22 protein-coding genes are annotated in these 24,274 nt (G+C 67.8%); 15 read left to right on the top strand and 7 right to left on the bottom strand.

Annotated features, from left to right (window positions below):
* Positions 1-90 precede the first annotated feature (90 nt).
* From IBX22_RS04810 to IBX22_RS04800, 3 genes are read left to right on the top strand one after another with little or no spacing between them, the layout of a single operon-like run.
* Positions 91-1,263: a histidine kinase gene (locus IBX22_RS04810; protein WP_309234427.1), complete on the top strand. Its 1,173-nt coding sequence runs from the start codon at positions 91-93 to the stop codon at positions 1,261-1,263.
* Entirely contained in the window at positions 1,260-1,901 is a 642-nt protein-coding gene (locus IBX22_RS04805; protein WP_194814150.1) for a response regulator transcription factor, read from the top strand. The genes IBX22_RS04810 and IBX22_RS04805 overlap by 4 nt, the downstream gene beginning before the upstream one ends.
* A gap of 53 nt (positions 1,902-1,954) precedes the next feature.
* The gene (locus IBX22_RS04800) at positions 1,955-3,196 is read left to right on the top strand and encodes an acyl-CoA dehydrogenase family protein (RefSeq protein WP_194814149.1); all 1,242 of its coding nucleotides are present in this window, start codon (positions 1,955-1,957) and stop codon (positions 3,194-3,196) included.
* 1 nt (position 3,197) lies between these two features.
* On the opposite strand, the gene IBX22_RS04795 is transcribed toward IBX22_RS04800, so the two are convergent.
* Positions 3,198-4,385 (bottom strand): cytochrome P450, encoded by a 1,188-nt coding sequence (locus IBX22_RS04795; RefSeq protein ID WP_194814148.1) that lies wholly within the window; start codon positions 4,383-4,385, stop codon positions 3,198-3,200.
* 242 nt (positions 4,386-4,627) lie between these two features.
* Here IBX22_RS04795 and IBX22_RS04790 point away from each other — a divergent pair, with 242 nt between their 5' ends.
* Positions 4,628-5,341: a helix-turn-helix domain-containing protein gene (locus IBX22_RS04790; protein ID WP_194814147.1), complete on the top strand. Its 714-nt coding sequence runs from the start codon at positions 4,628-4,630 to the stop codon at positions 5,339-5,341.
* 27 nt (positions 5,342-5,368) lie between these two features.
* On the opposite strand, the gene IBX22_RS04785 is transcribed toward IBX22_RS04790, so the two are convergent.
* Entirely contained in the window at positions 5,369-6,991 is a 1,623-nt protein-coding gene (locus IBX22_RS04785; protein WP_194814146.1) for a CocE/NonD family hydrolase, read from the bottom strand.
* Between the two features lie 486 nt (positions 6,992-7,477).
* Here IBX22_RS04785 and tuf point away from each other — a divergent pair, with 486 nt between their 5' ends.
* The gene (gene tuf, locus IBX22_RS04780; protein WP_194814145.1) at positions 7,478-8,653 is read left to right on the top strand and encodes an elongation factor Tu; all 1,176 of its coding nucleotides are present in this window, start codon (positions 7,478-7,480) and stop codon (positions 8,651-8,653) included.
* A 63-nt stretch (positions 8,654-8,716) separates the two neighbouring features.
* Here tuf and IBX22_RS04775 read toward each other — a convergent pair whose 3' ends face one another.
* On the bottom strand, positions 8,717-10,222 hold the full coding sequence (locus IBX22_RS04775) for an alpha/beta hydrolase (RefSeq protein WP_194814144.1): 1,506 nt from the start codon (positions 10,220-10,222) through the stop codon (positions 8,717-8,719).
* A 224-nt stretch (positions 10,223-10,446) separates the two neighbouring features.
* On the opposite strand from IBX22_RS04775, the gene IBX22_RS04770 reads away from it, so the two are divergent.
* The 3 genes from IBX22_RS04770 to IBX22_RS04760 all read left to right on the top strand — a co-directional run bounded on the left by IBX22_RS04770 (position 10,447) and on the right by IBX22_RS04760 (position 13,573).
* Complete coding sequence (locus IBX22_RS04770; protein WP_194814143.1) at positions 10,447-11,631, top strand: histidine kinase; 1,185 nt, start codon at positions 10,447-10,449, stop codon at positions 11,629-11,631.
* Positions 11,632-12,309 (top strand): response regulator transcription factor, encoded by a 678-nt coding sequence (locus tag IBX22_RS04765; RefSeq protein ID WP_194814142.1) that lies wholly within the window; start codon positions 11,632-11,634, stop codon positions 12,307-12,309.
* A 148-nt stretch (positions 12,310-12,457) separates the two neighbouring features.
* Complete coding sequence (locus IBX22_RS04760; RefSeq protein WP_194814141.1) at positions 12,458-13,573, top strand: LLM class flavin-dependent oxidoreductase; 1,116 nt, start codon at positions 12,458-12,460, stop codon at positions 13,571-13,573.
* Here the strand turns inward: IBX22_RS04760 and IBX22_RS04755 are convergent.
* Positions 13,555-14,385, bottom strand: coding sequence for a siderophore-interacting protein (locus IBX22_RS04755; RefSeq protein WP_194815585.1), 831 nt, complete (start codon positions 14,383-14,385; stop codon positions 13,555-13,557). The genes IBX22_RS04760 and IBX22_RS04755 overlap by 19 nt on opposite strands.
* 125 nt (positions 14,386-14,510) lie before the next feature.
* Between IBX22_RS04755 and IBX22_RS04750 the strand changes: the two genes are divergently transcribed.
* The gene (locus IBX22_RS04750) at positions 14,511-15,515 is read left to right on the top strand and encodes an AraC family transcriptional regulator ligand-binding domain-containing protein (protein ID WP_194814140.1); all 1,005 of its coding nucleotides are present in this window, start codon (positions 14,511-14,513) and stop codon (positions 15,513-15,515) included.
* On the opposite strand, the gene IBX22_RS04745 is transcribed toward IBX22_RS04750, so the two are convergent.
* Positions 15,512-15,703, bottom strand: coding sequence for a hypothetical protein (locus IBX22_RS04745; RefSeq protein ID WP_194814139.1), 192 nt, complete (start codon positions 15,701-15,703; stop codon positions 15,512-15,514). The two genes, IBX22_RS04750 and IBX22_RS04745, sit on opposite strands and share 4 nt — an antisense overlap.
* 203 nt (positions 15,704-15,906) lie before the next feature.
* Here IBX22_RS04745 and IBX22_RS04740 point away from each other — a divergent pair, with 203 nt between their 5' ends.
* The 5 genes from IBX22_RS04740 (at position 15,907) to IBX22_RS04720 (ending at position 21,487) form a co-directional block, all read left to right on the top strand.
* Entirely contained in the window at positions 15,907-16,491 is a 585-nt protein-coding gene (locus tag IBX22_RS04740) for a biotin transporter BioY (RefSeq protein ID WP_194814138.1), read from the top strand.
* A complete protein-coding gene (locus IBX22_RS04735) occupies positions 16,484-17,164 on the top strand; it encodes an energy-coupling factor ABC transporter ATP-binding protein (protein WP_194814137.1) in 681 nt (226 codons plus the stop codon). Before IBX22_RS04740 ends, IBX22_RS04735 begins: the two co-directional genes overlap by 8 nt.
* Positions 17,161-17,760 (top strand): energy-coupling factor transporter transmembrane protein EcfT, encoded by a 600-nt coding sequence (locus IBX22_RS04730; protein WP_194814136.1) that lies wholly within the window; start codon positions 17,161-17,163, stop codon positions 17,758-17,760. Before IBX22_RS04735 ends, IBX22_RS04730 begins: the two co-directional genes overlap by 4 nt.
* A gap of 144 nt (positions 17,761-17,904) precedes the next feature.
* On the top strand, positions 17,905-20,112 hold the full coding sequence (helR, locus tag IBX22_RS04725; protein WP_228538194.1) for an RNA polymerase recycling motor ATPase HelR: 2,208 nt from the start codon (positions 17,905-17,907) through the stop codon (positions 20,110-20,112).
* A gap of 193 nt (positions 20,113-20,305) precedes the next feature.
* Complete coding sequence (locus IBX22_RS04720) at positions 20,306-21,487, top strand: Ig-like domain-containing protein (protein WP_228538193.1); 1,182 nt, start codon at positions 20,306-20,308, stop codon at positions 21,485-21,487.
* 91 nt (positions 21,488-21,578) lie between these two features.
* Here IBX22_RS04720 and IBX22_RS04715 read toward each other — a convergent pair whose 3' ends face one another.
* Positions 21,579-22,946: an MFS transporter gene (locus IBX22_RS04715; RefSeq protein ID WP_194814134.1), complete on the bottom strand. Its 1,368-nt coding sequence runs from the start codon at positions 22,944-22,946 to the stop codon at positions 21,579-21,581.
* Positions 22,947-23,072: 126 nt separating this feature from the next.
* On the bottom strand, positions 23,073-23,741 hold the full coding sequence (locus tag IBX22_RS04710; protein ID WP_375540200.1) for a hypothetical protein: 669 nt from the start codon (positions 23,739-23,741) through the stop codon (positions 23,073-23,075).
* A gap of 48 nt (positions 23,742-23,789) precedes the next feature.
* Here IBX22_RS04710 and IBX22_RS04705 point away from each other — a divergent pair, with 48 nt between their 5' ends.
* The gene (locus IBX22_RS04705; protein ID WP_194815792.1) at positions 23,790-24,221 is read left to right on the top strand and encodes a hypothetical protein; all 432 of its coding nucleotides are present in this window, start codon (positions 23,790-23,792) and stop codon (positions 24,219-24,221) included.
* The last annotated feature ends 53 nt before the right edge of the window (positions 24,222-24,274 follow it).

Below are 24,274 nucleotides of genomic sequence, written 5' to 3'. Positions count from 1 at the left end.
TGGCAACACTTGCTGTGTGATAACTGTCGCCGCGCCACCTCCTACCGGGGGAGGAGGTGGCCACGCCATCACGTCCCCTACCGTGGATCGGTGACCGAAACCGCTCCACGCCGTGACCAGTGGCTGCTGTTGCGCTGCGTACCTCTGGTGCTGGTTCCGCTGCTTCTGCTCGCGAGCACCTTCCCCGGCCAATATCGGGTGCCGGTGAGTTACTGGCTGCTCGCGATGACGGCGGCGGTGCTGCTCGTGTTCGGCGCCCGGTGGCCGCTCGCGGTATCGGTGGCGCTGTCCGCGCTGGCGGTGCCGCTGTTCCTGGCCGACGCGTGGGGGTTGTCGGGTCTGGTGCCCTATCTCGGGGCGGTCGCGCTCACCGACGCGGTGATGCGCACTCACAGCCGCGGCAAGGTGGCGCTGGCCGCGAGCTGCTGGGCCGCGGCCCTGTTGATCGGACTCTGGTTCGATCACATGCCGTTCTGGCGGGCGGCGACGGCGGTGGAAACGGTCGCCTACGCCGGGCTGCCGCTGCTGCTCGGGTTGTATCTGCGTGCTCAGCGCGATCTCGCGGAGAAGTTCCGGCTCGAGGCCCGCGCCGCCGAAGCGCGCCGGGCGGAAGCGGAATCGCACACCCGCGCCGCCGAGCGCAGCGCGATGGCCCGGGAACTGCACGATCTGGTGGCCCATCACATGGCCTCGATCGTGCTGCGCGTCGAGGTGGCCCGGCATGTGCTGGCCGACCCCGATCCCCGGGTGACCTCGGTGCTCGACGACGTGCACGGCGCGGCCGCGGATTCGCTGGCCGACATCCGACGGCTGCTGGTCGCACTGCGCGACCCCGATCTCGGCGCGGTCGCCCTGGTCGAATCCGAGACGCTGGGCCGCGAGGTCGCCGCGGCGGTCGAGCGGGCCCGCGCCGCCGGTTTCGTCATCGACGCGGACCTGATGTCCGACCCGTCCGGGCTCGACGCGGTCGGGCGGCTCACCTTGCTGCGGATCGTGCAGGAGTCGCTCACCAATGTGATGAAGCATGCCGACCGGGCGCGTCCGGTCGCGGTCACAGTGACGCGCGGCGACGGCGGCATCACGGTGCGGATCGGCAGCGGCGGTCGCGATGCGCGGCCGAATCCGCTGGGGCACGGCATCATCGGGATCCGTGAGCGGGTCGATATCGCCGGCGGCGTGCTCGAGGTGGGCCCGACCGCGGACGGCTGGGTGGTCGATGCCTGGTTACCCGCGACCGCGACCCGGGAGCTGATGCCGCGATGATCACCGTGTTGCTCGTCGACGATCAGCGCCTGATCCGCACCGGCCTGCGGATGCTGCTGGAATCCACCACCGATATGCGGGTCGTCGGGGAGGCCGCCGACGGTGTCGAGGCGGTCCGGTTGTGCGCGGAACTGAATCCCGATCTGGTCCTGATGGATCTGCGGATGCCCGGCATGGACGGCGTCGCGGCGACCCGGCAGATCGCCGGATCCTCCGCTGAGGCAAAGGTATTGGTGCTCACCACCTTCGACGACGACGAGCACCTGTATCCCGCGCTCGCGGCGGGCGCCGCGGGTTTCCTGGTCAAGGACACCGCCGCCACCGACTTGCTCACCGCCATCCGCCGCACCGTCGACGGCGACATGCCCTTCTCGCCCGCGCTGGTGCCCCGGCTCGTCGGCCGCGCACTGGCCGCCGCCCCGGACTCCGCTCCCGGCACCGTCGCCCTCACCCCGCGTGAGCGTGAGGTGCTCGCCCTGGTCGGCGAAGGCGCGAGCAATCAGGAGATCGCCGACCGACTGCACATGGGCGTCACCACCGTGAAGACCCACGTGGGCAACCTGATGGACAAGACCGGCTGTGACAACCGCGTCCGCCTGGCGGTCTACGCGCACCGCCGCGGCTCGGGGCTAAACTAGAACGCGTTCTATATTGACGACACCGTTCCGGCGATCCCGTGGGAGTTTGCACGATGTACCAGTGGTCCGACACCGACCTGATGTTCCGCGACGCGCTGCGCGGGTTCATCGACAAGGAGGTCAAACCGCACGTCGAGAAGCTGGAAAGCGGTGAGCTGCCGCCGTTCGACATCATTCGCAAGCTGTACGCCACCTTCGGCATGGACGAGATGGCGCGCGAGAGCTTGGCGAAGACGATCGCCCGCGAAGAGGCCAAGGAACGCGGCGAAGCAGCCGCGGCCACTGAGAAGTCGTCCGGTTTCAGCGGTGCGGGCAGTATGGGCGTGGTCCTCAACAGCGAGCTCGCCGGTGTGAGTCTGGGCCTCGTTGCCTCGATGGGTGTTTCGCTGGGCCTGACCGTCGGCACCATCCGCAGCCGCGGCACCCTCGCACAGAAGAAGCGCTGGCTGCCGGAACTGGTGACCTTCGAGAAGGTCGGCGCCTGGGCGATCACCGAACCCGACTCAGGCTCCGACGCTTTCGGCGGCATGAAGTCCTACGTGCGCCGCGACGGCGAGGACTACATCCTCAACGGCCAGAAGACCTTCATCACCAACGGCCCCTATGCCGATGTCACCGTCGTCTACGCCAAGCTCGACGAGGGCGACGCCACCGTGGATCGCCGCGACCGCAAGGTGCTGAGTTTCGTTCTGGACCAGGGCATGCCCGGCTTCACCCAGGGCAAGCCGTTCAAGAAGATGGGCATGAACTCCTCACCCACCGGCGAGCTGTTCTTCGACAACGTCCGCATCACCAAGGACCGTCTGCTCGGCGAAACCGAGAACCCGGCCAAGGGCGACGGCAAGGACAGCGCGAAGGAGTCGTTCGCCGCCGAACGCATCGGCATCGCCTCCCTGGCGCTGGGCATCATCAACGAATGTCACCGGCTCTGCGTCGATTACGCGAAGTCGCGCAAGCTGTGGGGACGCGAGATCGCCCAGTTCCAGTTGATCCAGCTCAAGCTCGCCGAAATGGAAGTCGCCCGGATCAACGTGCAGAACATGGTCTTCAACGCCGTCGAACGCACCGCCGCGGGCGAGCAGGTCTCCCTCGCCGAGGCTTCGGCGATGAAGCTGTACTCCTCCCGCGCCGCCACCGAGGTGGCGATGGAAGCCGTGCAGCTCTTCGGCGGCAACGGCTACATGCGCGAGTACAAGGTGGAACAGCTTGCGCGCGACGCGAAGTCGCTGATGATCTACGCGGGCAGCAACGAAATCCAGGTCACCCACATCGCTAAGGGCCTGCTGGGCTCCTGAGCTACCAGGTGACCGGAAGCGCTCGGACGCCGTAGATGTCGGCGTCCTCGCGCAACGGCACCTCGGTGGCGGGAACGGCCAGGCGCAGGGTTGGGAAGCGAGAGGTCAAGGCGGAGAAGGCGACTCGTAGTTCGACGCGGGCCAGGTGGTGGCCGAGGCAGAGGTGCGGGCCGTGGCCGAAGGCGACGTGACCGACCGCGTTGCGGCGGAGGTCGAGGGTAGCGGGGTCGTCGAATTTGGCGGGGTCGCGGTTGGCTGCCGAGGAGGCGACCAGGACCATGGACCCGGCTTTGACCAGGTGGCCTTCGAGTTCGACGTCCTCGAGGGCTACGCGGGCGAGGTTGGCGACGATGGTGAGGTAGCGCAGGAGTTCCTCGATCGCCGGGTCGAGCAGATCCGGGTCCGCGTGCAGGGTCGACCACTGGTCCGGGTTCTGTAGTAGCGCAAAGGTTCCCAGCGCGATCATGTTGGCGGTGGTGTCCAGGCCTGCGGCGAGGAGTAGTCCGCCCATGCCGGCGAGTTCCTCGTCGGTGAGGTCGCTGGTGGTCAGGTCGCTCAGCACGTCGTCGGTCGGGGTGCCGCGCTTTGCCGTGATCAGTTCGCGCACATAGGAACTCAGTGTTTCGAAGGCCTCGTACTGGCCTTCGAAGGTGGTGTCCACGCCGGTGACCTGTGCGGCGGTGGCCTGGAAGTGCGCACGGTCGGCGTAGGGGACGCCGAGCAGTTCGCAGATCAGCACGGCGGGGATGGGCTGGGCGAAGGCGGCGACGAGATCCACGGGGCCGCCGTGGCGCTGCATGGCGTCGAGGTGTTCGGCGGCGACCAGCTCGATCCGCTCGGTGAGTAGGCGCATCCGGCGCGGAGTGAACTTGCCGGACAGCAGTTTCCGGTAGCGGGTGTGCGCCGGGGCGTCCATGTCGAGGAAGTCGCCGGGCTGGGCTGGTGGGGCGGTCACGCCCGCATAGCCCGGCTTCAACGGGCGCATGAGTTCGCTGCGCGAACTGAAGCGCGGATCGGACAGGACGGCGCGCACCGTGGTGTAGCCGGTGGCCAGCCAGCCTTGATGCCCGTCCGGGAAGGTCAGTGGCGTCAGCGGCGCGGCCGCGGCGAGGCGAGTCAGTTCCGCGGGCGGATCGAAGGGGCGGCCCGGGGTGCGGTGCGTGGGCAGGTCGGCGATCGTCTCGGTCATGGTGGTCCCTCGCTGATCGGTGCGGAATACCGGTCTCCGGCTCTGATTCGAAGTTAGGTTCGAGTCGAAACAACGTCAACGGCGGCCCGCGCCGTTTGCGATCTATTGGCGCAGCTCAATGCCATAATTTGTGATTGCAATGACATTGCCGATTAATGCTCGCGAGGCAGCGCAGCGTTGCAACGATCTACGACTGCCACGCATACTGGCAGGACCGCGATCGAATCGAAGGAGGCGGCCGGATGCCCGGACAGCGACTGACCAGCGCCGACCGCCGCCAGATCGCCGCCGGATTGGCGCAGGGCCTCGACCACGCCCAGATCGCCCGGGGATTGGGGCGGCCCACGTCGACGGTGAGCCGCGAGGTCGCGCGCAATGGCGGACCGGGCCGATACCGCGCGGATCTGGCCCAGCTCGCCACGACACACCGCGCCCGGCGTAAGCCACGCACGTCGGTTCCGCCGCCGATCGAGGAGCCCGCCGGACCGGATCCCGGCGCCACAGCGGCGTTCGCCGCCGAATTCACCGCGGCACTCATCGACACCGGCATACCGCGCACCGCCGCCGGCGTGATGACCTGCCTCTACGTCTCCGAGACCGGCAGCCGCACCGCCGCCGAACTCGCGCAGCACCTCCAGGTCAGCGCGGCGACCATCTCGCTCGCGGTCGGTCTGCTGGAGGACCAGGGGCTGATCAGCCGCCGCCGCGATGAAAGTGGCAGGCGTTACCGCTATTTCATCGACGACGACGCGGACTTCCGGTCGGCGATGGTCGCCTTCCGCGCCAACCAGCGGCTCGCCGATACCGCTCTACGCGGCGCGGCCCTCTTCGGTTCCGAGACCGCGGCGGGCGCTCGGCTCGCGCTGGCCGGGCGTTTTCTCGAACAACTCGGCAACGACCTGATCCGCGCCGCGGAGCGCTGGCGCAGCACCGCGGGCATCGAAGCCGCGGAGTAGACGCCCCGCGGCTTCGACCAGCACTCGCTAGGCCATAGGGATGTCCACGTAGGCCGGACCCGAGAGCGTGACGGTGCCGCCCGTGTCGGGGTCGTCCGGGTAGGAGTAGAGGAGATCCCGGGCATCGGTGATCAGGACCAGTTTGTGGCCGATCGGGATGTGATAGTCAGTGGCCTGCAAGCGCATTTGCACTTCGGCCGGTTGACCTGGCTGCTCATTGTGGACGGTGGCGGCGGCATGGGTGATGATCCGCATGGCTCCGGTGAAGGGATTCAGGTCGAAGAGGTAGGCGATGACGGTGACCTCGCGGCCGGAGGGGGTGATCGTCAGCCCGAGTTCGGGGGTACCGGCGATGTGCTGCGGTTGTGCGAACGCGGCGGTGCTCCAGACGGCGGCTGCGGTGCGGTCGACCTCGGCGAGTTGCTGCCGCCGGGGCATGAGCAGCCGTTCCCGGAATCCATCCATGACGAGCGCGGTGACCGCCTGAACCTCTGCGCCGGCGGCCTGGAAACTCTGGTTGAAATCCGACGGCGGCTCGGAACTCAGTGTGCCGTCGGAGGATTCGCTCCCAGCCGTGAGATGGAAGCGCCGCGCGACCCGCGACCAGGTGGCCAGGTCCGGGGCCGCGGCGTTGCGGAAAGTGTGCATGGTCTCGGTGTGCACCACGCCGTCGCGGTCGATGCCGTTGTCGATGCCGAGCAGGTAGTGGTCGAACCAGTCGTAGGCGGCCTCGGTGGTGCGGGTGTGCACTCCGAGCAGCAGGCCCGGGATCTCCACCGCGCCATGGTCGCCCACGGCCAGGTCCAAGCGTTTCGGCCCAGGGTAGCGCTCGAAGAATTCGAGCAGCTGATTCTGCGGGAAGATCGTTTCGTGCCAGAAGCTGGTGAAGAAGGTCGGCACCGGCCGTAGCTCGCCCTCGAGGCGGGCGGGGGAGCGGTGACTCGCGTATTTCAGGACCGGATCGATATTGTTGGCCCGGAATTCTTCGAGCACCTTCTCCAGCTCGACGCTGGGGCGGTCGCTGATCGCGGCGAGCGCCTCCGCGGCCGCGGTATGTCGGGTCCCGTTGTCGTAGAGCGCCTCACCCAGATCGGCCCAGGTGCTCAGCGCGACAACGGCGTTCACGCGCTCGTCGGCTTGGGCGATGAGCTGGCTGATACCGGAGCCGTAGGAGATTCCGGCCATACCGATCCGGTCGCGGTCGGCGTTCAATTGCGTGTGATCCAGCGCCCAATCGATGACGCAGCTGCCGTCCCGGACGTCTTCTTCGCCTGCGACAGTCAGGTCGCCCTCGGATCCGGGCAGGCCGCGCTCGGTATAGGCGACGACGGCGTAACCGCGCATCAGCAGCCGAATGATGGCTCCGGAGTACATCTTCCACCCGGCCGGGTCCAGGCCGGCGGGCATGACGATCAGCGGATGGGGACCACCGGTGCGTGGCCACGCGGCGATACCGTCGAGCAGGACGCCGTCGCCGGGGATCTGCACCTTGCCCAGGACGCTTTGGGCGCGCACCGCGGTGATGTCCTCGACGAGATACTCGGGAACGCCGGTGGCGCTGCCGGTGAGCAGGCCGTTCACCAGCGATTCGACCATGGCTTCCTGATCGGGAGCCAGCAACCGTACTTGATTCGAACGCGCTTGGGACATGTTTCTATCCTTTCGAGGCCGGCATCGGCCACTGGAGCGGATATGGAGCCGCGAACAGCGCTGTCGCGGAGGGGATTTCCGTTTACACGGCAAGAAAGAATCGCGCCGGCGGATGCGGTGGCGGCGCTCGTGATGATCGAATTCAGTTCGAACACAACGGCTTTGATCAAAGGTTAACGCCTTGTTTCGGCGCTGGGTGCGGATTCGGAATCGATACCGGAGGTCGGGTTTTTCGGACCGGTCGCGGGGTGCCGAAAAATCGGTGGCGGTGGCCGCTGCCCGCGCGGCATCATGATTCCCATGTTCCGGCAGTTGATCATCGCTTCGCCCGCAGCCGCGGGCGCGATGGCTGCTGCCCTGGTGGTCGCATCCGCATTCGACGGCGCACGACGCTGACCTTCCCCGGGACGTCCCCGGGACCTCAGACGGGGGAGGTGGTTCGGCGTTGAGGTCCCGACAGACGACTCCCAGGGAAGGTTCCCCATCATGGCCAAGCAGGCCTTCGTTCGTACCAAGCCGCATCTGAACATCGGCACCATGGGTCATGTCGACCACGGCAAGACCACGCTGACCGCCGCCATCACCAAGGTGCTCGCCGAGCGCGGCGGCGGTTCCTATGTGCCGTTCGAGCGGATCGACCGGGCTCCGGAGGAGCTCGCCCGCGGTATCACCATCAATATCGCGCACGTCGAATACGAGACCGCCACAAGGCATTACGCGCATGTGGACATGCCCGGTCACGCCGACTTCGTGAAGAACATGATCACGGGCGCGGCGCAGGTCGACGGCGCGATCCTGGTGCTGTCCGCGCAGGACGGGGTGATGCCGCAGACCGTCGAGCATGTGCTGCTGGCCCGGCAGATCGGTGTCGAGCACCTCGTCGTCGCGCTGAACAAGGCCGACGTCGGTGACGCCGAACTGCTCGAGCTGGTGGAGTTGGAGGTCCGCGATCTGCTGACCGCCAACGGGTACGACGGCGCGGGCACTCCGGTGGTCCCGGTGTCGGGTTTGCTTGCGCTGCAAGGTGATCCGCACTGGTCCGCGGCGGTGCTGCGGTTGCTGGACGAGGTGGACACCCACATCCCCACCCCCGTCCGCTACACCGACGCACCGTTCCTGCTGCCGATCGAGAACGTGCTCACCATCACCGGACGCGGCACCGTCGTCACCGGCGCGGTGGAACGTGGTCGCGTCCGGATGGGCGATCGCGTCTCGGTCCTCGGCTACGACGCGGACCTGGAATCCGTTGTCACCGGTGTCGAAACCTTCGGCCGGACAATGGAGTTCGCGGAGGCGGGCGACAACGTGGCACTGCTGCTACGCGGCGTCCAGCGCGGCCAGGTCCGCCGCGGCCAGGTCGTCGCCGCGCTCGGCAGTGTCAGCGTGCACTCGCGCTTCACCGCGCGTCTGCACCTGCTGTCGGCCGCGGAAGGCGGTCGCCGCACCCCGATCGCCACCGGTTACCGCCCGCAGTTCTACCTGCGGACCGGTGACGTCGTCGGCGACGTCACCCTCGGCTCGGCCGTCGCCCACCCCGGCGACACCGTCGAGGTGCAGGTGACACTGGGCCACCCGGTTCCGCTCGAACCGGGCCTCGGTTTCGCCGTCCGCGAGGGCGGCCGCACCGTCGCGGCCGGCTCGATCCGCACGGTCGACGACTAGGCGTGTATCGAAGTGTTGAGCAGCGGTGGGCTGTTGCCACGCCGCTGCTCAACACCGACCCTCCTAACCCGTGCGACAGGTCATGTCGTGATCGGGCATGTTGCCGTCCACCAGGTAGCTGGTGACGACGTCGGACGCGCAGGGGTTGGCGCCGAGAACGTAGACCCCGTGCCCACTCCCGTCGACAGTGACCAACCGGGACCGCTGACCGAACTTCTCGTCGAGCAACTCGCCGCCGCGTAGCGGGGTGACCGGGTCGCGCTGGTGCTGCACGATCAGCACATCGGCCGGGCCGGTGTTGTCGATCCGCACCGGCGGCTCGGACGGCCCGAGCTTCCAGTAGGCGCAGGGCATGACGTTCGCCGCGGCCGCGCCGTAGAGCGGGTACCGTTCCCGGTCCTCGGCGACGGCACGGTGGTAGGTCTGGATGTCCTCCGGCCATTCGACATCGTTGCAGGTCACGGCCAGAAAGACGGACCAGGCGTTATCGTTCGGCGAAGGCGCGCCGGTACCCGGCGGGCGGCCGCCCGCGGGCCCGGGACGTCCGGTTTCGAGCAGTGATTTCCAGCTCTCGGCCGCCGGCGCGTACAACTTCGGGTGATAGAGCGTGAAGAAGGTGCCGAACCGGAAGAGGGTGCCGTCCATCCCGTCCACCGGGTTCGCGTCGAGTCGATCGGCGAGGGTGAAGTACGTCCGCCGCACTTCTTCCGGTGTGCGGCCCAGACCGTAGGTGTCGTGGCGGGCGGCGGCCCATTCAGCGAAGTCGGGAAACGTCTCTTCCATTCCGAGGCCGTACCGGCGCATCCCGGCGTGGTCGAGGTAGGTGTCGCCGATATTGCTGTCGAGCACGATGCGGTCGGCCTGCTGCGGGAACATCGAGGCGTAGGCGGCGCCCAGCGCGGTTCCGTAGGAGTAACCGAGGAAGCTGGCCTTGTCCTCGCCCAGCGCCGCCCGGATCCGGTCCAGGTCACGGGCCATATTCGCCGTAGACACGTACCGCAACCGGCCCTCATGGTCGTTGGCCGCGCACTGCTCGGCGACCCCCTGGGCGACCGTGGCCCGCTCGGTGACCGCCGCATCGTTCACCGCATACGGCGGGATATTGCCGAAGTACGCCTGATCATCGGTGAACCCGCAGCTTACCGGTGTCGAATGCCCTACCCCGCGCGTATCCATACCGATCACGTCATAGCTGTCCAGCACCTCGGCGGGCAGCCCCCGATCAGCCAAGAACTTGGGCTGGTCCAGTCCCGCACCACCCGGACCACCGGGGTTGAGCAACAACACTCCGCGACGCTTGTCGGGGTTCTTACTCGCCAGCCGGGAAATCATGATCTCGATCTGCGCACCCTCGGGGTCGCTGTAATTCAAGGGCACCGGCACTGGGGCACATTGCAGCTGGCCCGGCCCGGCGGCGGGATCCTCTACCCCCTCCGGACATGCGCCCCACTGCACCTGCGCTGCGGGACCTTCGGCCGGCTCGGCGGCCACGACGAGCGCCGCGACCAGCGTTCCGGTGAGACCGAGCACGGCCAGCAGGCTCAGGTTCCGGGTCCGTTGTCGATTCATACGCTGCTACTCCCAACGAGATGGCGCCTACCACGAGCTAACCGTTCGCGTGCTCGTAATCGGCTGGTACGTATCCGAGTTTGGCGAGTCCGCACCGCCGGCACATCGCTCCAACGGCGGCAATCGTGTTCGACGAAAGTCGAGGCGGCGATCAGACCTGGGTCGAGCACACCTCAGCCGCTGGGTGGCTGCTTCTGGCCGGTCGGTGTCGCAATAATGGCCGGGTGGACACCGACGGCGCCGCACGACTCGGGGCATGGCAGCAGACCTGGCGACTGACGGCGGCCGCGGTACTCGGCATACCCTTCTGGTTCGCCGTCGCCACGGCGCTGCCGGCGGGCTGCGCGGCCGACACGTGTTCCTGGTTCGTCACCGGTGATCCGCTGATCGCACTCGGTTGCCTGACGGCGCTGCTGTGGCGGCGGCGGTTCCCGTTCATCGTCGCCCTGGCGGTCGTGATCGCCTCGGCAGCGTCGGCGCTCGCCACCGGCGCTGCGCTTCTGGCACTGTGTTCGCTGGCCACTCGCCGCCGTCCGGTCGAGATAGGAGTGGTCGCCATGGCCTATGTGGCCGCGGCGCAGTTCAGCGCAGACCTCTACCCGATCGACACGATGCCCGTCCCGATCTGGCTGCAACTCGCGCTGCCGGTATCGAGCGCGGGAATCGCGGTGGCAACCGGTGTGGCCATCGATGCCCGCCGCGCCGAAGTGCGATCGCTGCGGGAGCGCGCCGACAGCGCGGAACGCGAACAGGCCGCCCGGGCGGCGCAGGCGCAGGCCACCGAACGCAACCGGATCGCCCGCGAAATGCACGATGTGCTCGCGCACCGGATCTCGCTGGTCGCCATGCAAGCCGGCGTCCTGGACCACCGTGACGACCTCTCGGCCGAGGAGAAGCGCACGCTGGTCCGCGGGATCGTCGACGGTTCCCGCCAAGCGCTGGAAGAACTCCGCGACGTCCTCGGCGTCCTTCGCGCCGGCCCCGACCGCCCCGAACCACCGCAACCGACCCTGGACCGGCTCTCGGAGCTGGTGGCCGATGCCCGGTCGTCGGGCATGGACGTCACGCTCGCGACCACGGTGACCGCTACCCCACCCGAGACCGTAGGACGGACCGGCTATCGGGTAATCCAGGAAGGGCTGACCAACGCCGCGAAACATGCTCCGGCCGCGGCGGTCCACATCACCGTAGAGGGGATGCCCGGCGGCGAACTGCACGTCAGCGTCCGCAACTCGCCGGCCGCCACCGCCGTCGCCCGGCCACCGACCTCGGGTTTCGGTCTCCTCGGCCTCGCCGAACGAATCACCCTCGCCGGCGGAACACTCGACCACCATCGCACAGCCGACGACGGGTACGTTCTCACCGCGCAACTTCCCTGGCCGGAGCATGACCACGAGAAAAGAGCATGAGTGCACAGCGATCAGGAGACGGTGCGCGTTGTCATCGTCGACGACGACCAGCTGGTGCGGATGGCGCTACGACTCGTCATCGACGGCGAGCCGGATCTGACCGTCGTCGCGGAGGCCGCCGACGGGGACACCGCGATCAAGGTGGTGGACGAACAGCGACCGGACGTCGTGCTGATGGATGTGCGGATGCCCGGCCGCGACGGCGTCGAGACCACCCGGTACCTGCGCACCGTACCGGCCGCGCCGGCGGTTCTCATGCTGACCACCTTCGACTCCGACGAGCTGGTACTCGCTGCCCTGCGCGCCGGAGCACTCGGATTCGTTCTCAAGGACACTCCGCCCGCCCAAATCGCCGACGCGGTACGCACCGTCGCGACCGGCAACCCTGTGCTGTCACCTACTGTCACGGCGCGGGTGATCGCCGCGGCCACCGGGCCGGGTTCCACCGCGGCCCGCAGCGCCTCCCGCGACGCCGCGCGAAAACGACTGGCTGCCCTATCCGAACGCGAACTCGACACCGCGCGAGCCATCGCGGACGGGCTGGGCAACCCGGAGATCGCCGCGCGGTTACAGGTCACCGTCGCCACCGTCAAAGCGCACACCGGCAATCTGTTCAGCAAGCTGGGCGTCGCTAATCGGGTACAGATCGCGCTGTTGGTCCGCGACGCAGAACAATGACCCAGATACCGGCGGGGACGTAAACCGTTGCCGGGCATCCGCATTCGCCGGACGTGGTCGGTCCTCGCCGGGATAATCGGAGCTTCGGGCGTTCCCCGGTCGAGAGGAGACCACGGTGTCGGATTCGCGATCGTTTTCGGTAGGAACCATGGCAGGCGTCAATCCACCCTTGGCCGCGGCGCGGTTTCTGGTGCGGATGGCTCGGCTGGGGCGATTGGATTCGGTACTGACGCCGGATCATTTGGTCAGCGTGTTTCCGAAAGCGGTGTGGGACAGTGATTTCACGCCGCAGGCGAAGACGTTGCCCAGTCCGGACGCGCAGTTCGATTTCGCGCCGCTGCTGGCGCATCTGGCCGGGGGAGCGGGCGGGGTGCAGCTGGGCGTCGGCGTGACCGATCCGCATCGCCGGCATCCGGTGCTGCTCGCGCAGACATTCCTGACGCTGGCGCATATGACGAAGACGCCACCCATCCTGGGAATCGGCTCCGGGGAGAAGGAGAACTTGGACCCGTACGGGTTCACCTGGGATCGCCCGGTGAGCCGGCTCGAAGAAGCGTTGCAGGTGCTGCGCGCCTGTTTCGATGCGAAAGGCCCGATCAACTTCTCCGGTAAGTACTACCGAATCGACCAGGGCCCTATGGATTTGACCGTTCCGGCGGACCGGAAGCCGCAGATCTGGATCGGGGCGCACGGACCCCGGATGCTGGAGCTGACCGGGCGCTACGCCGACGGCTGGTACCCGTGGGAGGCACTCACCCCCGACGAGTACCAGAGCAAACTCGAGGTGGTTCGCGCCGCGGCCCGCGCCGCCGGTCGCGACCCCGGCGCCATCGTTCCCGCGCACATGATCGCGATGATCACCGCCCGCACCCGGGAGGGGATTCAGCGGCAGCTGCGCGCCCCGGCGGTGCGCTATCTGGGTCTGATGGCCCCAGCCGCGATCTGGGCCCGCTGCGGTGCGAAACACCCGTTCGGCGAACACTATCGGGGCCTGATCGAGATGATGCCGCACCGGCTGAGCAAGCAGGAGGTGCTGGACGCGATCGCCGAGGTGCCCGAAGAAGTGCTGCACGAGTGGCTGGTGATCGGCACCCCCGCCGAGATCCTCACTCGCCTGCGCGCGCAGGCCGACGCGGGTCTACGGCACGCGATCGTCTTCCCGAGCTCAGCGCTGGTCTCCAACGCCGACGCGGCTTTCGGCTACGGCGTGGTGCCGTGGCTGGCGGCCAAGATGCGCGGAAAAGCCTATTCGTCGCGGTCGTAATCCGCGACGCCGCGCTTCCAATACCCGGCGATCAAGAAGTTCTTTGGACCGACCCCGAGTTCGCTGCGCACCCAGCGGCGCAGCGGACGCAGGGCCCCGGCCTCCCCGGCGATCCACACGTAAACCCGTTCTCCGGCAGGCACTTTCACCTCGCGCAATGTCTTCTCCAAGGCATTCGAGCTGCCCGGCTCCGCCGCCCCACGCACCACCCAGCGCACCTGGACGCCGGGCGGCGGGGTCAGCTCGATCTGCTCACTGTCCGCGCCCACCTCGATGAACGCCCAGCCGGATGCGGTGCGGGGCAACCACTCCAGCCAGCGCGCGATGGCGGGCAGCGCGGTGAGGTCACCGGCGAACAGATATTTGTCGTAGGTCCGCGGCACCACCACGCCGCCGGGCGGACCGGCGATGTGCACGCGGGTCCCCGGGGTGACGCCGAGCGCCCACTCCGAGGCCAAGCCGCCGGGATGGATCGCGAAGTCGATATCGAGTTCACCGTCGCCGAACCGGCGCACGGTGTACTCCCGCGAAACCGGCCGCGGTGCGCCCCATTCCAGGGACAAGCCGTCACGTTGCGGGAGGCGGAGAACGCCGTCCTCGCACGGAAAGATCAGGCGCACATGCTCGTCCGGCACATAGCTGTGGAAGTCGTCGAGGTCCGGGCCGCCGAAGGTGATGCGCAGCAGTCCGGAACCCACCGGGGCACTACGTTTCACTTCGACTTCACAGAGTCCGATGGGGTAGCCGACCTTGGCACCGTGCGCTCCGTCCAGGACTTCTTGGATGCGTTCGGCGTAGGCGCTGCGGTCCATCATGCGTTTGAAGATAGCCTAACCTGACTTCCGGGTCAGACAGTCGTTCCATTCCGGGTTCTGGAACACTGTGTGCGATATAGCGTTTCCGCACGAACACGTGATGACGGTGTGAGGAGGGGTTGTTGGGAACTGATCAGACACTGCTGCATCGGTTCGCGATTTCCCAGCTGACGGCGGCCGGGATCGATCGAAACCGCCTGATCCGGGAGTGCGGCATTCCCGAATGGACGCTGACCGGCGACGGCGTGCACCTACCGAGCGAGACCTTCTGGCGCATATGGGAGATCGGGGCGCAGTGGCTCGACGACCCGGATGTGGCATTGCGGGTGGCCAGCCGCTACGAGCTCAAGGCGACCCGGCTCTACGACTACCTCTTCACCAGTGCGCCGACGGTCGGGGCGGGGTTCGCGACGTGTGGCCCGTACGTCACCGCGGTCACCACCAACCATCGTTTCGATCTCTTCGACACCGAGAGCGGTCCGACCCTGCGGGTCGACATGGTCGACGGTGCCGGGCTGGCGCGCGACCAAACCCACCAGTGGGGCCTGGCCGCCGTACTGGCCCGGGCCCGCCGGGTAGTCGACGCACCGCTGATCCCGACCCGCGTCTCGTTGCGTCAGCGCGCACCGCGCCGGCTCGACGCCTATCGGGAGGCGTTCGGCGACACCATCTTCGACTTCGGCGCGGACATGGACGCGATGACATTCCGCGACTCCGACATGCGGCTGCCGCTCACGACCGCCGATCCAGACCTGGCCGAAGTGCTCAAACCGCTGGCCGCGGCCCTGCCGCCGCCACCGCCGCTGACCAGCGCGTGGGCCGAGCGCGTCGGCGTGGCGATCGCCGAGGTCCTCGGCGACGGTGAGGTGTCGCTGGAGCAGGTGGCGCGCCGCTTGGCGGTCAGCCCGCGGACCTTGCAACGCCGCTTGGCCGAAGCGGGCACGACGTGGCGGCGCGAATTGGACCGGGCCCGTCATGCCCGCCTCGCCTCGGCGGCGGCCCGGGGCCCGCTGAGCCGGGGCCGGCAGGCCGAACTGCTCGGATACGCCGATGCCACTTCGATGCGGCGGGTAGCTCTACGGTGGTCCGTCGCCGCGCATGCGCACCGTTCGGACACTTGGACCTAGACCCGCAGATGGGTGGCGGCGATATTCCAGAACATGGTGCGGTCCATGACGCCGAAATCCCAGGTTTCGACGATCGCGCGTGAGGTGGCGACGATGCCCGGTACGTCGAAATCCTCGCGTGTCGCCGTCCCTTTGGCCTCCAAGGCCGTGATCACGTAGGCGATAGCGGTTTCGTGCGAGTGGGGCACAACATCTCCAATCCGGCATTCGACGAGCTACTCGAAATGTGAATCAGGTCGGCGCGCAAGGGTGCGGATCGTCAGTCTCGCGTCCGCACGCGGCGCTCGACCAGCGCTGAACATGTCAACATCGGGCAAACGCGCCAATCTGACGGCCCGCGCCGGTTTGCTATCTTGAACGTCGTTCAACCAGGTAGTGGAGGAAAATCGTCGTGGATCGTGTCGAGAACGCCCGAGCGTCGAAAGTCGCCTTTTCCGCCCGGGACCTGGCACAGATCGCCGTCTTCGCGGCGTTGATCGCGGCGCTGGGGCTGCCGGGCGCGATCACGGTCGGCTTCAGTGGCGTGCCGATCACGGTCCAGACTCTCGGTGTCATCCTGGCCGGGGCGGTGCTCGGCGCGCGCAAGGGCACGGCCGCGGTGCTGGTGTTCATCGCGCTGACGCTGATCGGCTTGCCGTTGCTGTCCGGTGGCCGCACGGGCCTGACCGCGCTGGCCAGCCCGACCGCCGGTTACCTGCTCGGCTGGATACCGGCGACCCTGGTCATCGGCCTGCTGACCTACCGAATCCTGCCGAAGTACCCGCTCGTGCTCGGTCTGCTGATCAACGCGTTCGGTGGACTCGTCGTCATCTACCTGTGCGGTGCGATCGGCCTGCTGGTGCGCACCGACCTGGATCTCGCGCACGCCATTTCCACCAACTTCGCGTTCATCCCCGGTGATCTGGCGAAAGTTGTGGTCGCGACGGTTGTCGCCAAAGGTGTGCACCGGGCGTACCCGGGTCTGATCCGTGCCTGAGGTCGTCTTCGACTCGGTGCGCCACGCTTTCGGGGACCGCACCGTCCTGTCCGGCATCGACCTGCGCATCACCGAACGACGGGTCGGGATCATCGGCGCCAACGGTTCCGGGAAGTCCACGCTGGCGCGCATGATCAACGGCCTGCTCATCCCTGCCGGTGGCCGGGTCACCGTCGACGGGCTCGACACCGCCCGCAAGGGCGCTCAGGTGCGTCGCAAGGTCGGTTTCGTTTTCACCGACCCCGACACTCAGATCGTGATGCCCACCGTCGCCGAGGATCTGGCTTTCTCGCTGCGCCGATCCGGGCTGAGCAAACCGGAGATCGCGGAGCGCGTCCAGGAGATGCTGGTGCGTTTCCAACTCGCCGACCACGCCGACCACCCCTCACACCTGCTCTCCGGCGGCCAGAAACAACTGCTCGCCATCGGCGCCGTCCTCATCCGCAAGCCCGAGCTGATCATCGCCGACGAACCGACCACCCTGCTGGACCTCCGCAACGCCCGCGTCGTCGCCCGCGCCCTCGACGCCATGGACCAGCAGGTGATCGTCGTAACCCACCAACTGGCCCTGCTGGACTCCTTCGACCGCGTCATCCTCATCGACAACGGCGCTGTCGCCTTCGACGGACGTCCGGACGACGCAGTCCACACCTACCGCGCCCTGGTCGGATGATCGGCCTGTACCGGCCGGGCACCTCGCCGGTGCACCGCGTCCCGGCGGGCCCGAAGATCCTGCTGCTGATCGCGGCGATCATCTCGGCAACAGTGTTCGCGCACAACCCATTACGCGTCGCCCTCGCGGCTCTGCTGGTCGCCGCGTTGTTCGCGCTGGCCCGCATTCCGTTCAAAACCGCTGTGGCTCAACTACGCCCGATGACGTGGATGCTCCTGATCATCGCCGTCTTCCAGGTGATTATCACCTCACCCGCCCAAGCCTTCGTGGTCTGCGGCGTCCTCCTGATCTCGGTAGCCCTGGCCGCCTTGGTCACCCTCACCACCCGCGTAACCGACATGCTCGACACCGTCACCCGCACCCTGAACCCCCTCCGCCGCTTCGGCGTCGACCCGGACCGCATCGGCCTCCTCCTGGCCCTGGCCATCCGCTGCGTCCCCCTCCTCACCACGATCGTCCAAGAAGTCTCCGACGCCCGCCGCGCCCGCGGCCTGCACTGGTCCATGACCGCCCTGGTAACCCCGGTCCTGGTCCGCGCCCTACGCACCGCCGACGCCATGGGCGAGGCCCTCGCCGCCCGCGGCGTAGACGACTGAATTGCCTGGGCACAAAAAAGGGCAAGGAGTGCGATCTCCTTGTCCCTTCTCAATATATAGCGCACACCCGGACTTGCGGCAAGGGCGGGGGGATGGCGCATAATCGCTGGCCGAAGCTTGGACCTGCGGAAATGGGAGTTGCGAATGCCTGTGCCAACTCAGGGGTATGAAGACGAATTGCGGTCCGAGCAGGACTATGTGGCTGGGCTCTATGAGCGGCTCGACGCCGAACGCACGCGTGTGAAGGGTAAGTACGGCGAGGCGTTGAAGGGGAACGGCGGGTCGGCCATGGAACGGGACTTCGAGGTCCGCGCCCTGGCCAAGGAGGCCAAGCGCTTGGACGTGGCCGACAACGGTCTGTGCTTCGGCCGCCTGGACACCGTGACAGGGGAGCGTTCCTACATTGGCCGGATCGGCATCTTCGACGAGGCGAACGAGTTCGAGCCGCTGCTGCTGGACTGGCGGGCGCCGGCTTCGCGTGCCTTCTATGTCGCCACCGCAGCGAGTCCGGAGAACATGAGCCGCCGCCGCCAGTTCCACACCCGTGGGCGGCGCGTGGTCGATTTCACCGACGAGGTCCTGGGCCGCCCCAGCGGTGACGAGCACGGGGCCGACGCGGCGCTGCTCGCGGCCGTCAACGCGCCGCGCGGAAAGGGCATGCGCGACATCGTCGCGACGATTCAGGCCGAGCAGGACGAGATCATCCGGCTCGAGCATCCGGGCGTGCTGGTGATCGAGGGCGGGCCCGGCACCGGCAAGACGGTGGTGGCGCTGCACCGCGTCGCGTACCTGCTCTACACGCAGCGGGAGCGGATGGAACGGCAGGGTGTGCTCGTCGTCGGACCGAATCCGGCGTTCCTGAACCACATCGCGCATGTGCTGCCGTCGCTGGGCGAGACCAACGTGGTGTTCATGACCGCCGGTGATCTCCTACCCGGCCTGCGCGCCACCGCCGAGGACGCGCCCGAAGCCGCGCGGCTCAAGGGCTCGCTGCAGATCCTGGATGTCCTGAAAGCGGCCGTCGCGGATCGGCAGCGGCTGCCCGCGGAGCCGCTCACGATCGAATTGGCGGACACCTCCGTGCGGATCGATGCCGCCACCGCCGAGTGGGCCAGGGACGAAGCGCGCACCACCGGGCTGCCGCACAACGAGGCGCGCGCGAAGTTCACCGAGATCATCACCTACGTGCTCACCGAACGGGCGATCGGCCGGATCGGCAAGGGCTGGCTGACTCGCTCGGACAAGGAAGCGTGGGAGCAGATGCGAGCGGACCTGCTGGCCGAACTCGCCGAGAACGAGACCTTCACCGCCGCGCTCGACGAGCTCTGGCCGACTCTGGCTCCGGAAACCCTTCTGGCGGAGCTGTATTCGTCGCCTGAACGGTTGCAGGCGGCGGGCGCCGACCAGGCGCTGTATCGAGCCGACGGTGCCGCTTGGACGGTCTCGGACGTGCCGCTGCTCGACGAACTGTTCGAACTGCTCGGCCCGGACAAGCCGGTCGACGATGCCGCCGAGCGGGAACGCAAGGCCGAGGCCAAGTACGCCGCCGGGGTGCTGGAGGAGTTGCTGGTCAGCCGTGAAGACCACATGGACGACGAGGATCACCTGTTCGCCTCGGACATGCTCTTCGGCGAGGACCTGGCGGAACGGTTCATCGAACGCGACACCCGCGAACTCGCCGAACGTGCTGCGGCGGACCGGGATTGGACCTACCGGCACGTCGTGGTCGACGAAGCGCAGGAGCTGTCCGAGATGGATTGGCGGGTGCTGATGCGCCGCTGCCCGGGTAAGTCCTTCACGATCGTCGGCGATCTGGCGCAGCGCCGGTCGGCGGCCGGTGCGACCTCGTGGGCGCAGATGTTCGAGCGGTATGTCCCCGGTCGCTGGGTGTACCGGTCGCTGACGGTGAACTACCGGACGCCGGCCGAGATCATGGCGGTCGCCGCCGCGGTGCTGGCCGAGTTCGCGCCCGAGGTCCGGGCGCCGGAGTCGGTTCGTTCGTGCGGTGTCCAGCCCAGGGCCCGAGAGGTCGACGCCAACGAATTGGCTTCTGCTATCGAGGAATTCGTGCGTGACGAAGCCGATCGCGAAGGTACCAGCATCGTGATCGGCCCGCCGGGTGTGCCGGGGACCGTACCGGCGTCGGAGACGAAGGGTTTGGAGTTCGACGCCGTGCTGGTCGTGGACCCGGATCGGATCCTCGCCGACGGCCCGCGCGGGGCGGCCGAGCTCTATGTCGCCCTGACGCGCGCCACACAGCGGCTCGGCGTGCTGCATCAGGGCCCGTTGCCGCAGGCGCTGGCCGGGCTAGCGGCGGTCGGCCCACCCGCTCAGGCCGGAAATCGGCGGTAGGGGTAGCGATTCCGCGCCGCCGGCCCGGCCTTTCCGGGCGCTGCCGACCGCCTCCGCGATGGACGGATGGTGTCGGTTGCGCGTCGGAACGGTCGCGGCCCATCCGCGCTTCCAGATCATTTGCTGAATATTTGCTATACAGCATTCGGTGATCGTTCCGTTTGCTGTTCGGCGAAGGGAGTTGGCGGTGGCGATGCGGCGCAGACAGGTGCTTGCCGGATTGGCCGGAGCGACGGTACTGACCAGCTGCGGCCTTGGCCGGAAAGACTCCGCACCACCGCCCGTACCGGCGGTCATCAGCTTCGGCCCCACGCCCGAAGGTCCGGAAGTGGATCCGCGTGAAGTGGGCACCGTAGCGGTTGCCGGGGGAACTCTGCGTTCGGTCGAGTGGATCGACGAGACGGGCCGGGCGCTGCCGGGCATCCTGACCGAGGACAAGAAGACGTGGTACAGCGTCGAACCGCTCGGTTACGGGCACACCTACACGGCGAAGGCGGTGGCCACCGGTGCGACCGGCGATGTCACCGCCACCAGCACCCGCACCACGGTGCTGCCCGCCAGGCTGACCGACGTGTCGCTGCGCTCGGGCAGCCTCGACGACCTGGTCGAGGGCGACACCCACGGCGTGGGCCTGGTCATCGTCGCGGTCTTCGGCGAACCGGTCGATCGCGTTGCGGCGGAACAGAACCTGACGGTCATCACCGACCCTCCGGTGGCAGGCGCCTGGTACTGGCTCTCCGACAAAAACGCGCACTGGCGCCCGGAGCGCTATCACCGGGCCCACAGCACGATCACGGTCGCCGCCGACCTCTACGGCGCCCGCCTCGGCGACGGTCTCTACGGTGCCCGCAATCAGCGCGTCTCGGTCAACATCGGACCTGAGCGCATCGCGATCGCCGACGACAACACCAAGCACGTCGACGTCTTCGAAAACGGAAACCTGGTCCGCAGCATGCCCACCTCGATGGGCATGGGCGGCGGCACCTCCTCCGGCGGCAAATACCTGTCCTTCTGGACCCCGCCCGGCGTCTACACCGTCCTGCAACGCCAGCACCCGGTAGTCATGGACTCCGCCAGCTACGGCCTCACCGGCTCCGGCAGCTACAAGGTGACCATCAACTACGGCGTCCGCATCAGCCACGACGGCATCTTCCTGCACGAACTCGCATCCAGCGTCTGGGCCCAGGGCAACACCAACGTCTCCCACGGCTGCCTCAACCTCGGCCCCGGCGACGCGGGCTGGTTCTACGACTTCATCGGCCAAGGCGACGTCGTCGAGGTCCGCAACACCGGCGGCGACCCCCTCACCATCTGGCAGGGCGGCGACTGGGGCGTGCCCTGGGACCAGTGGATCAGCGGCTCCGCTCCAATCTGACCTCCGCGGAGGGCCCGGCTTCGCGTATCGGCTCGTGCTCCCGCACAGGTTGTTACCTGTGCGGGAGCACGACTGGTATGCGGTTGAGGGTTCAGGCCGCGGTGGCGAGGAGACGGTTCGGTTGCGGCCAGCGGGGGTGGTCGGTGTCGATGACGTAGGCGTGGGTGTGCCGGAAGAAGCGCTCGTCTACGCGGACGGCATCGCCGAGGCGGGTGGGGGCGATGGTGCCGACTTCGTGCAGGTGCGTGATCTCCTCGGGATCCTTCCTCGGCCACATTCGCACGGCCACAGTGAATCCCGCGGCGGCGAGCACGGCCAGCGTCACCCAGGTCGCGGTGAACCCGGCGGCGGTGGTCAGCCACCCGGCGATGGGGTAGGTGAGCAGCCAGGCCAGATGCGACAGCGAGAACTGCGCCGCGAACAGGGCGGGGCGGTCGGCAGGTTGCGATGAGCGTCGCAGGACCTGCCCGGTGGGCGTAAGGATCGCCGCGGTGCCCGATCCGATGATGGCCCACACCGCGATCGCGGCGGCCCAGCGCCAGTCACCGGCCGCAGCGGCGGACAGTGCGATTCCCGAAACCAGTCCGAGGATCAGGGTGGCCGCGCCGGTGAGCATCACCGGTCGTGCGCCGACACGATCGAGCACTCGGGGCAGGGCGAGCGCGATGATCATGGTGCCGAAACCGTTGGCGGCGAGCAGCATTGCCACTCCGGATTGGGTGCCGCCGAGGGTGTCGCGGACATAGTTGACGGTGTTGACCATGATCACCGAGCCGGCCGCGGCGACTACCAGGTTCAGGCCGAGTAGACCACGCAGGCGAGGTGTCGCGGCGAAGATCCGCACCCCTACGGTGATGCGTTCCCGGAAGCTGCCCTCGGGGGCGGCGGTCGCGTTCGGAATGCGGGTGGCCAGCACCAGGGCGGCCGAGACGCCGAAACCGATTGCGGTGCCTACGAACAGCCAGTGGAAGCTCATGACCGTGAGTGCCGCGGCGGCGAGCATCGGGCTGAGCAATGTCTCCATGGTGGCGGCCAGCTGTGTGGCCGAAAGCGCTCGGGTGTAGTCGCGTTCGTCGGGCAGGATATCGGGAATGATCACCTGGTAGGTGGGAGTGTATGCGGCAGAGGCGGTTTGGAGTACTGCGATCAGTACGTAGATCTGCCAGATCTGGTCGACGAACGGCAGCGCCAGCACGATCGCACCGCGAACGAGGTGCAGGGCGGTCAGGAATGCTCGGCGGGGGAATCGATGGGCGTAAGCGCCGACGATCGGCGCGACGGTGACATAAACAACCATCTTGATCGTCAGCGCGGTGCCGAGCACGGCCGCAGCGGCCCCGCCGGCGAGCTCGTAGGCGAGCAAACCCAGTGCGACGGTGGTTAATCCGGTGCCGAACAGGCCCGACACTTGCGCGGTGAACAGTCGCAGATAGTCACGGTTGCGGAAGAGGGTGGACATTGGAGGCTCTTTCTCGTGTTGGGCGGGGTGGATCACGGGTTCGTCGGCAGCAGCACTCGCACATGACGGACTCCTCTCGGGCGGCTGAGCGGGCGGAACATGCGCCCGCTCAGCAGGTTTCGGTGATCAGGCGGGCAGGGTGAAGGCGGCGGTACGGACGACGTCACCGTGCTTGAAATCCAGGAACAGGCGGTAGGTTCCGGGGCCGGGGACGGCGGTGTGGAAGGTGATCTCCGGTCCGGGAGCGGTGACGCCGTCGCCGGGCTCGCCGTTCGGGTGTACGTGGACATATGCCAGGTCGCCCGCGCGGATGACAACCAGGTGGCCGAAGGCGGCCAGGTAGGGCTGTAGGTCGGTGACCGGCTGTCCGTCCTTGCGCACGGTCAGGGTGATCAGTTGGCCCGCGCCGGCCACCAGATCGCCGTCGAGGGTGACTTCATAACCGTCGACGGTCGCGGTGCGCGCTGCCTCCGGTGTGGGCTGCGGCGTGTACGCGCCAGCCAACGCCAGATCTGCCCCGAGGGTGATGGTCTTGCCGAGAGCGCGCGGGGCGATATCGGTGAACACCCGGTACGCGCCCGCCGCCGGAAGGTTCAGGCGCACAGCCCAAGTCCCGTCCGCGGCCAGCTCGGGGTGCACATGCCAGAAGCCGGTCAGCTCGCGCTGGACCACGATCAGATGCAGCTCCCGGTCGTGAATGGCGTCGTACTCGGTGACAGGATTGCCGTCTGGGCCGAGGATCCGGAACCGGAAGTCGATCTCACCGGGCGCGGCGATCGGTGCGGCAAGCTCCAATGCGTAACCGTCCTGCGTGATTTGGAGCCCGCCTGGGAGGCCTCCGCCGTGACCGGCGTGCGCATCGTGACCATCCTGCGGGGCGTTGGCGTCGTGTTCGGCGTGAGCACCGTGGGCATCCTGCAGGGCGTTGACAGCGTGGGCGCCAGCTCCGTGACCAGCGTGCGCATTGTGGCCGACATGCGCTGCGTTATCAGCTCCGGTGTGGTGACCGGCGTGGGCGTCGATTCCGGCATCGGCGTTCTGCGCGGCGTTGACCGCGTGAGCACCGTGCTCAGCGGCGGCTCCGTGACCAGCGTGGGTGCCGTGTTCGGCATGCGCGCCGTGTGCAGCTGCCAGATGTTCGGCGTGTGTGTCAGCGGCCGTGTGACCGGCCTCATCCCCGTGTGCGCCGTGCTCGTTGGTGTGGGTCTGGGTGGTGGTCATGGTCTCGGCCTTTCCGATCTTGTTTCTCCGACGTCCAGAAATCTATACCCCTAGGGGGTATAGAGCAACAGCGTGTGATGTAGCCCACTGGCCTGAAAAACCCTGCG

The organism is Nocardia sp. XZ_19_385, from assembly GCF_015355755.1.
Classification (GTDB): domain Bacteria; phylum Actinomycetota; class Actinomycetes; order Mycobacteriales; family Mycobacteriaceae; genus Nocardia.
The sequence above is the reverse complement of the archived record's forward strand: the minus strand, read 5'-3'. Positions and strand labels throughout refer to the sequence as shown.

Excerpts from the sequence above, each read along its gene's own strand:
- IBX22_RS04805 (WP_194814150.1), top strand. The coding sequence starts at position 1,260 with ATGATCACCGTGTTGCTCGTCGACGATCAGCGCCTGATCCGCACCGGC.
- IBX22_RS04720 (WP_228538193.1), top strand. The coding sequence starts at position 20,306 with ATGCGGCGCAGACAGGTGCTTGCCGGATTGGCCGGAGCGACGGTACTG.
- IBX22_RS04800 (WP_194814149.1), top strand. The coding sequence starts at position 1,955 with ATGTACCAGTGGTCCGACACCGACCTGATGTTCCGCGACGCGCTGCGC.
- IBX22_RS04760 (WP_194814141.1), top strand. The coding sequence starts at position 12,458 with ATGGCAGGCGTCAATCCACCCTTGGCCGCGGCGCGGTTTCTGGTGCGG.
- IBX22_RS04755 (WP_194815585.1), bottom strand. The coding sequence starts at position 14,385 with ATGGACCGCAGCGCCTACGCCGAACGCATCCAAGAAGTCCTGGACGGA.
- IBX22_RS04785 (WP_194814146.1), bottom strand. The coding sequence starts at position 6,991 with ATGTCCCAAGCGCGTTCGAATCAAGTACGGTTGCTGGCTCCCGATCAG.
- IBX22_RS04730 (WP_194814136.1), top strand. The coding sequence starts at position 17,161 with ATGATCGGCCTGTACCGGCCGGGCACCTCGCCGGTGCACCGCGTCCCG.
- helR (WP_228538194.1), top strand. The coding sequence starts at position 17,905 with ATGCCTGTGCCAACTCAGGGGTATGAAGACGAATTGCGGTCCGAGCAG.
- IBX22_RS04790 (WP_194814147.1), top strand. The coding sequence starts at position 4,628 with ATGCCCGGACAGCGACTGACCAGCGCCGACCGCCGCCAGATCGCCGCC.
- IBX22_RS04715 (WP_194814134.1), bottom strand. The coding sequence starts at position 22,946 with ATGTCCACCCTCTTCCGCAACCGTGACTATCTGCGACTGTTCACCGCG.
- IBX22_RS04795 (WP_194814148.1), bottom strand. The coding sequence starts at position 4,385 with ATGACCGAGACGATCGCCGACCTGCCCACGCACCGCACCCCGGGCCGC.
- IBX22_RS04775 (WP_194814144.1), bottom strand. The coding sequence starts at position 10,222 with ATGAATCGACAACGGACCCGGAACCTGAGCCTGCTGGCCGTGCTCGGT.
- tuf (WP_194814145.1), top strand. The coding sequence starts at position 7,478 with ATGGCCAAGCAGGCCTTCGTTCGTACCAAGCCGCATCTGAACATCGGC.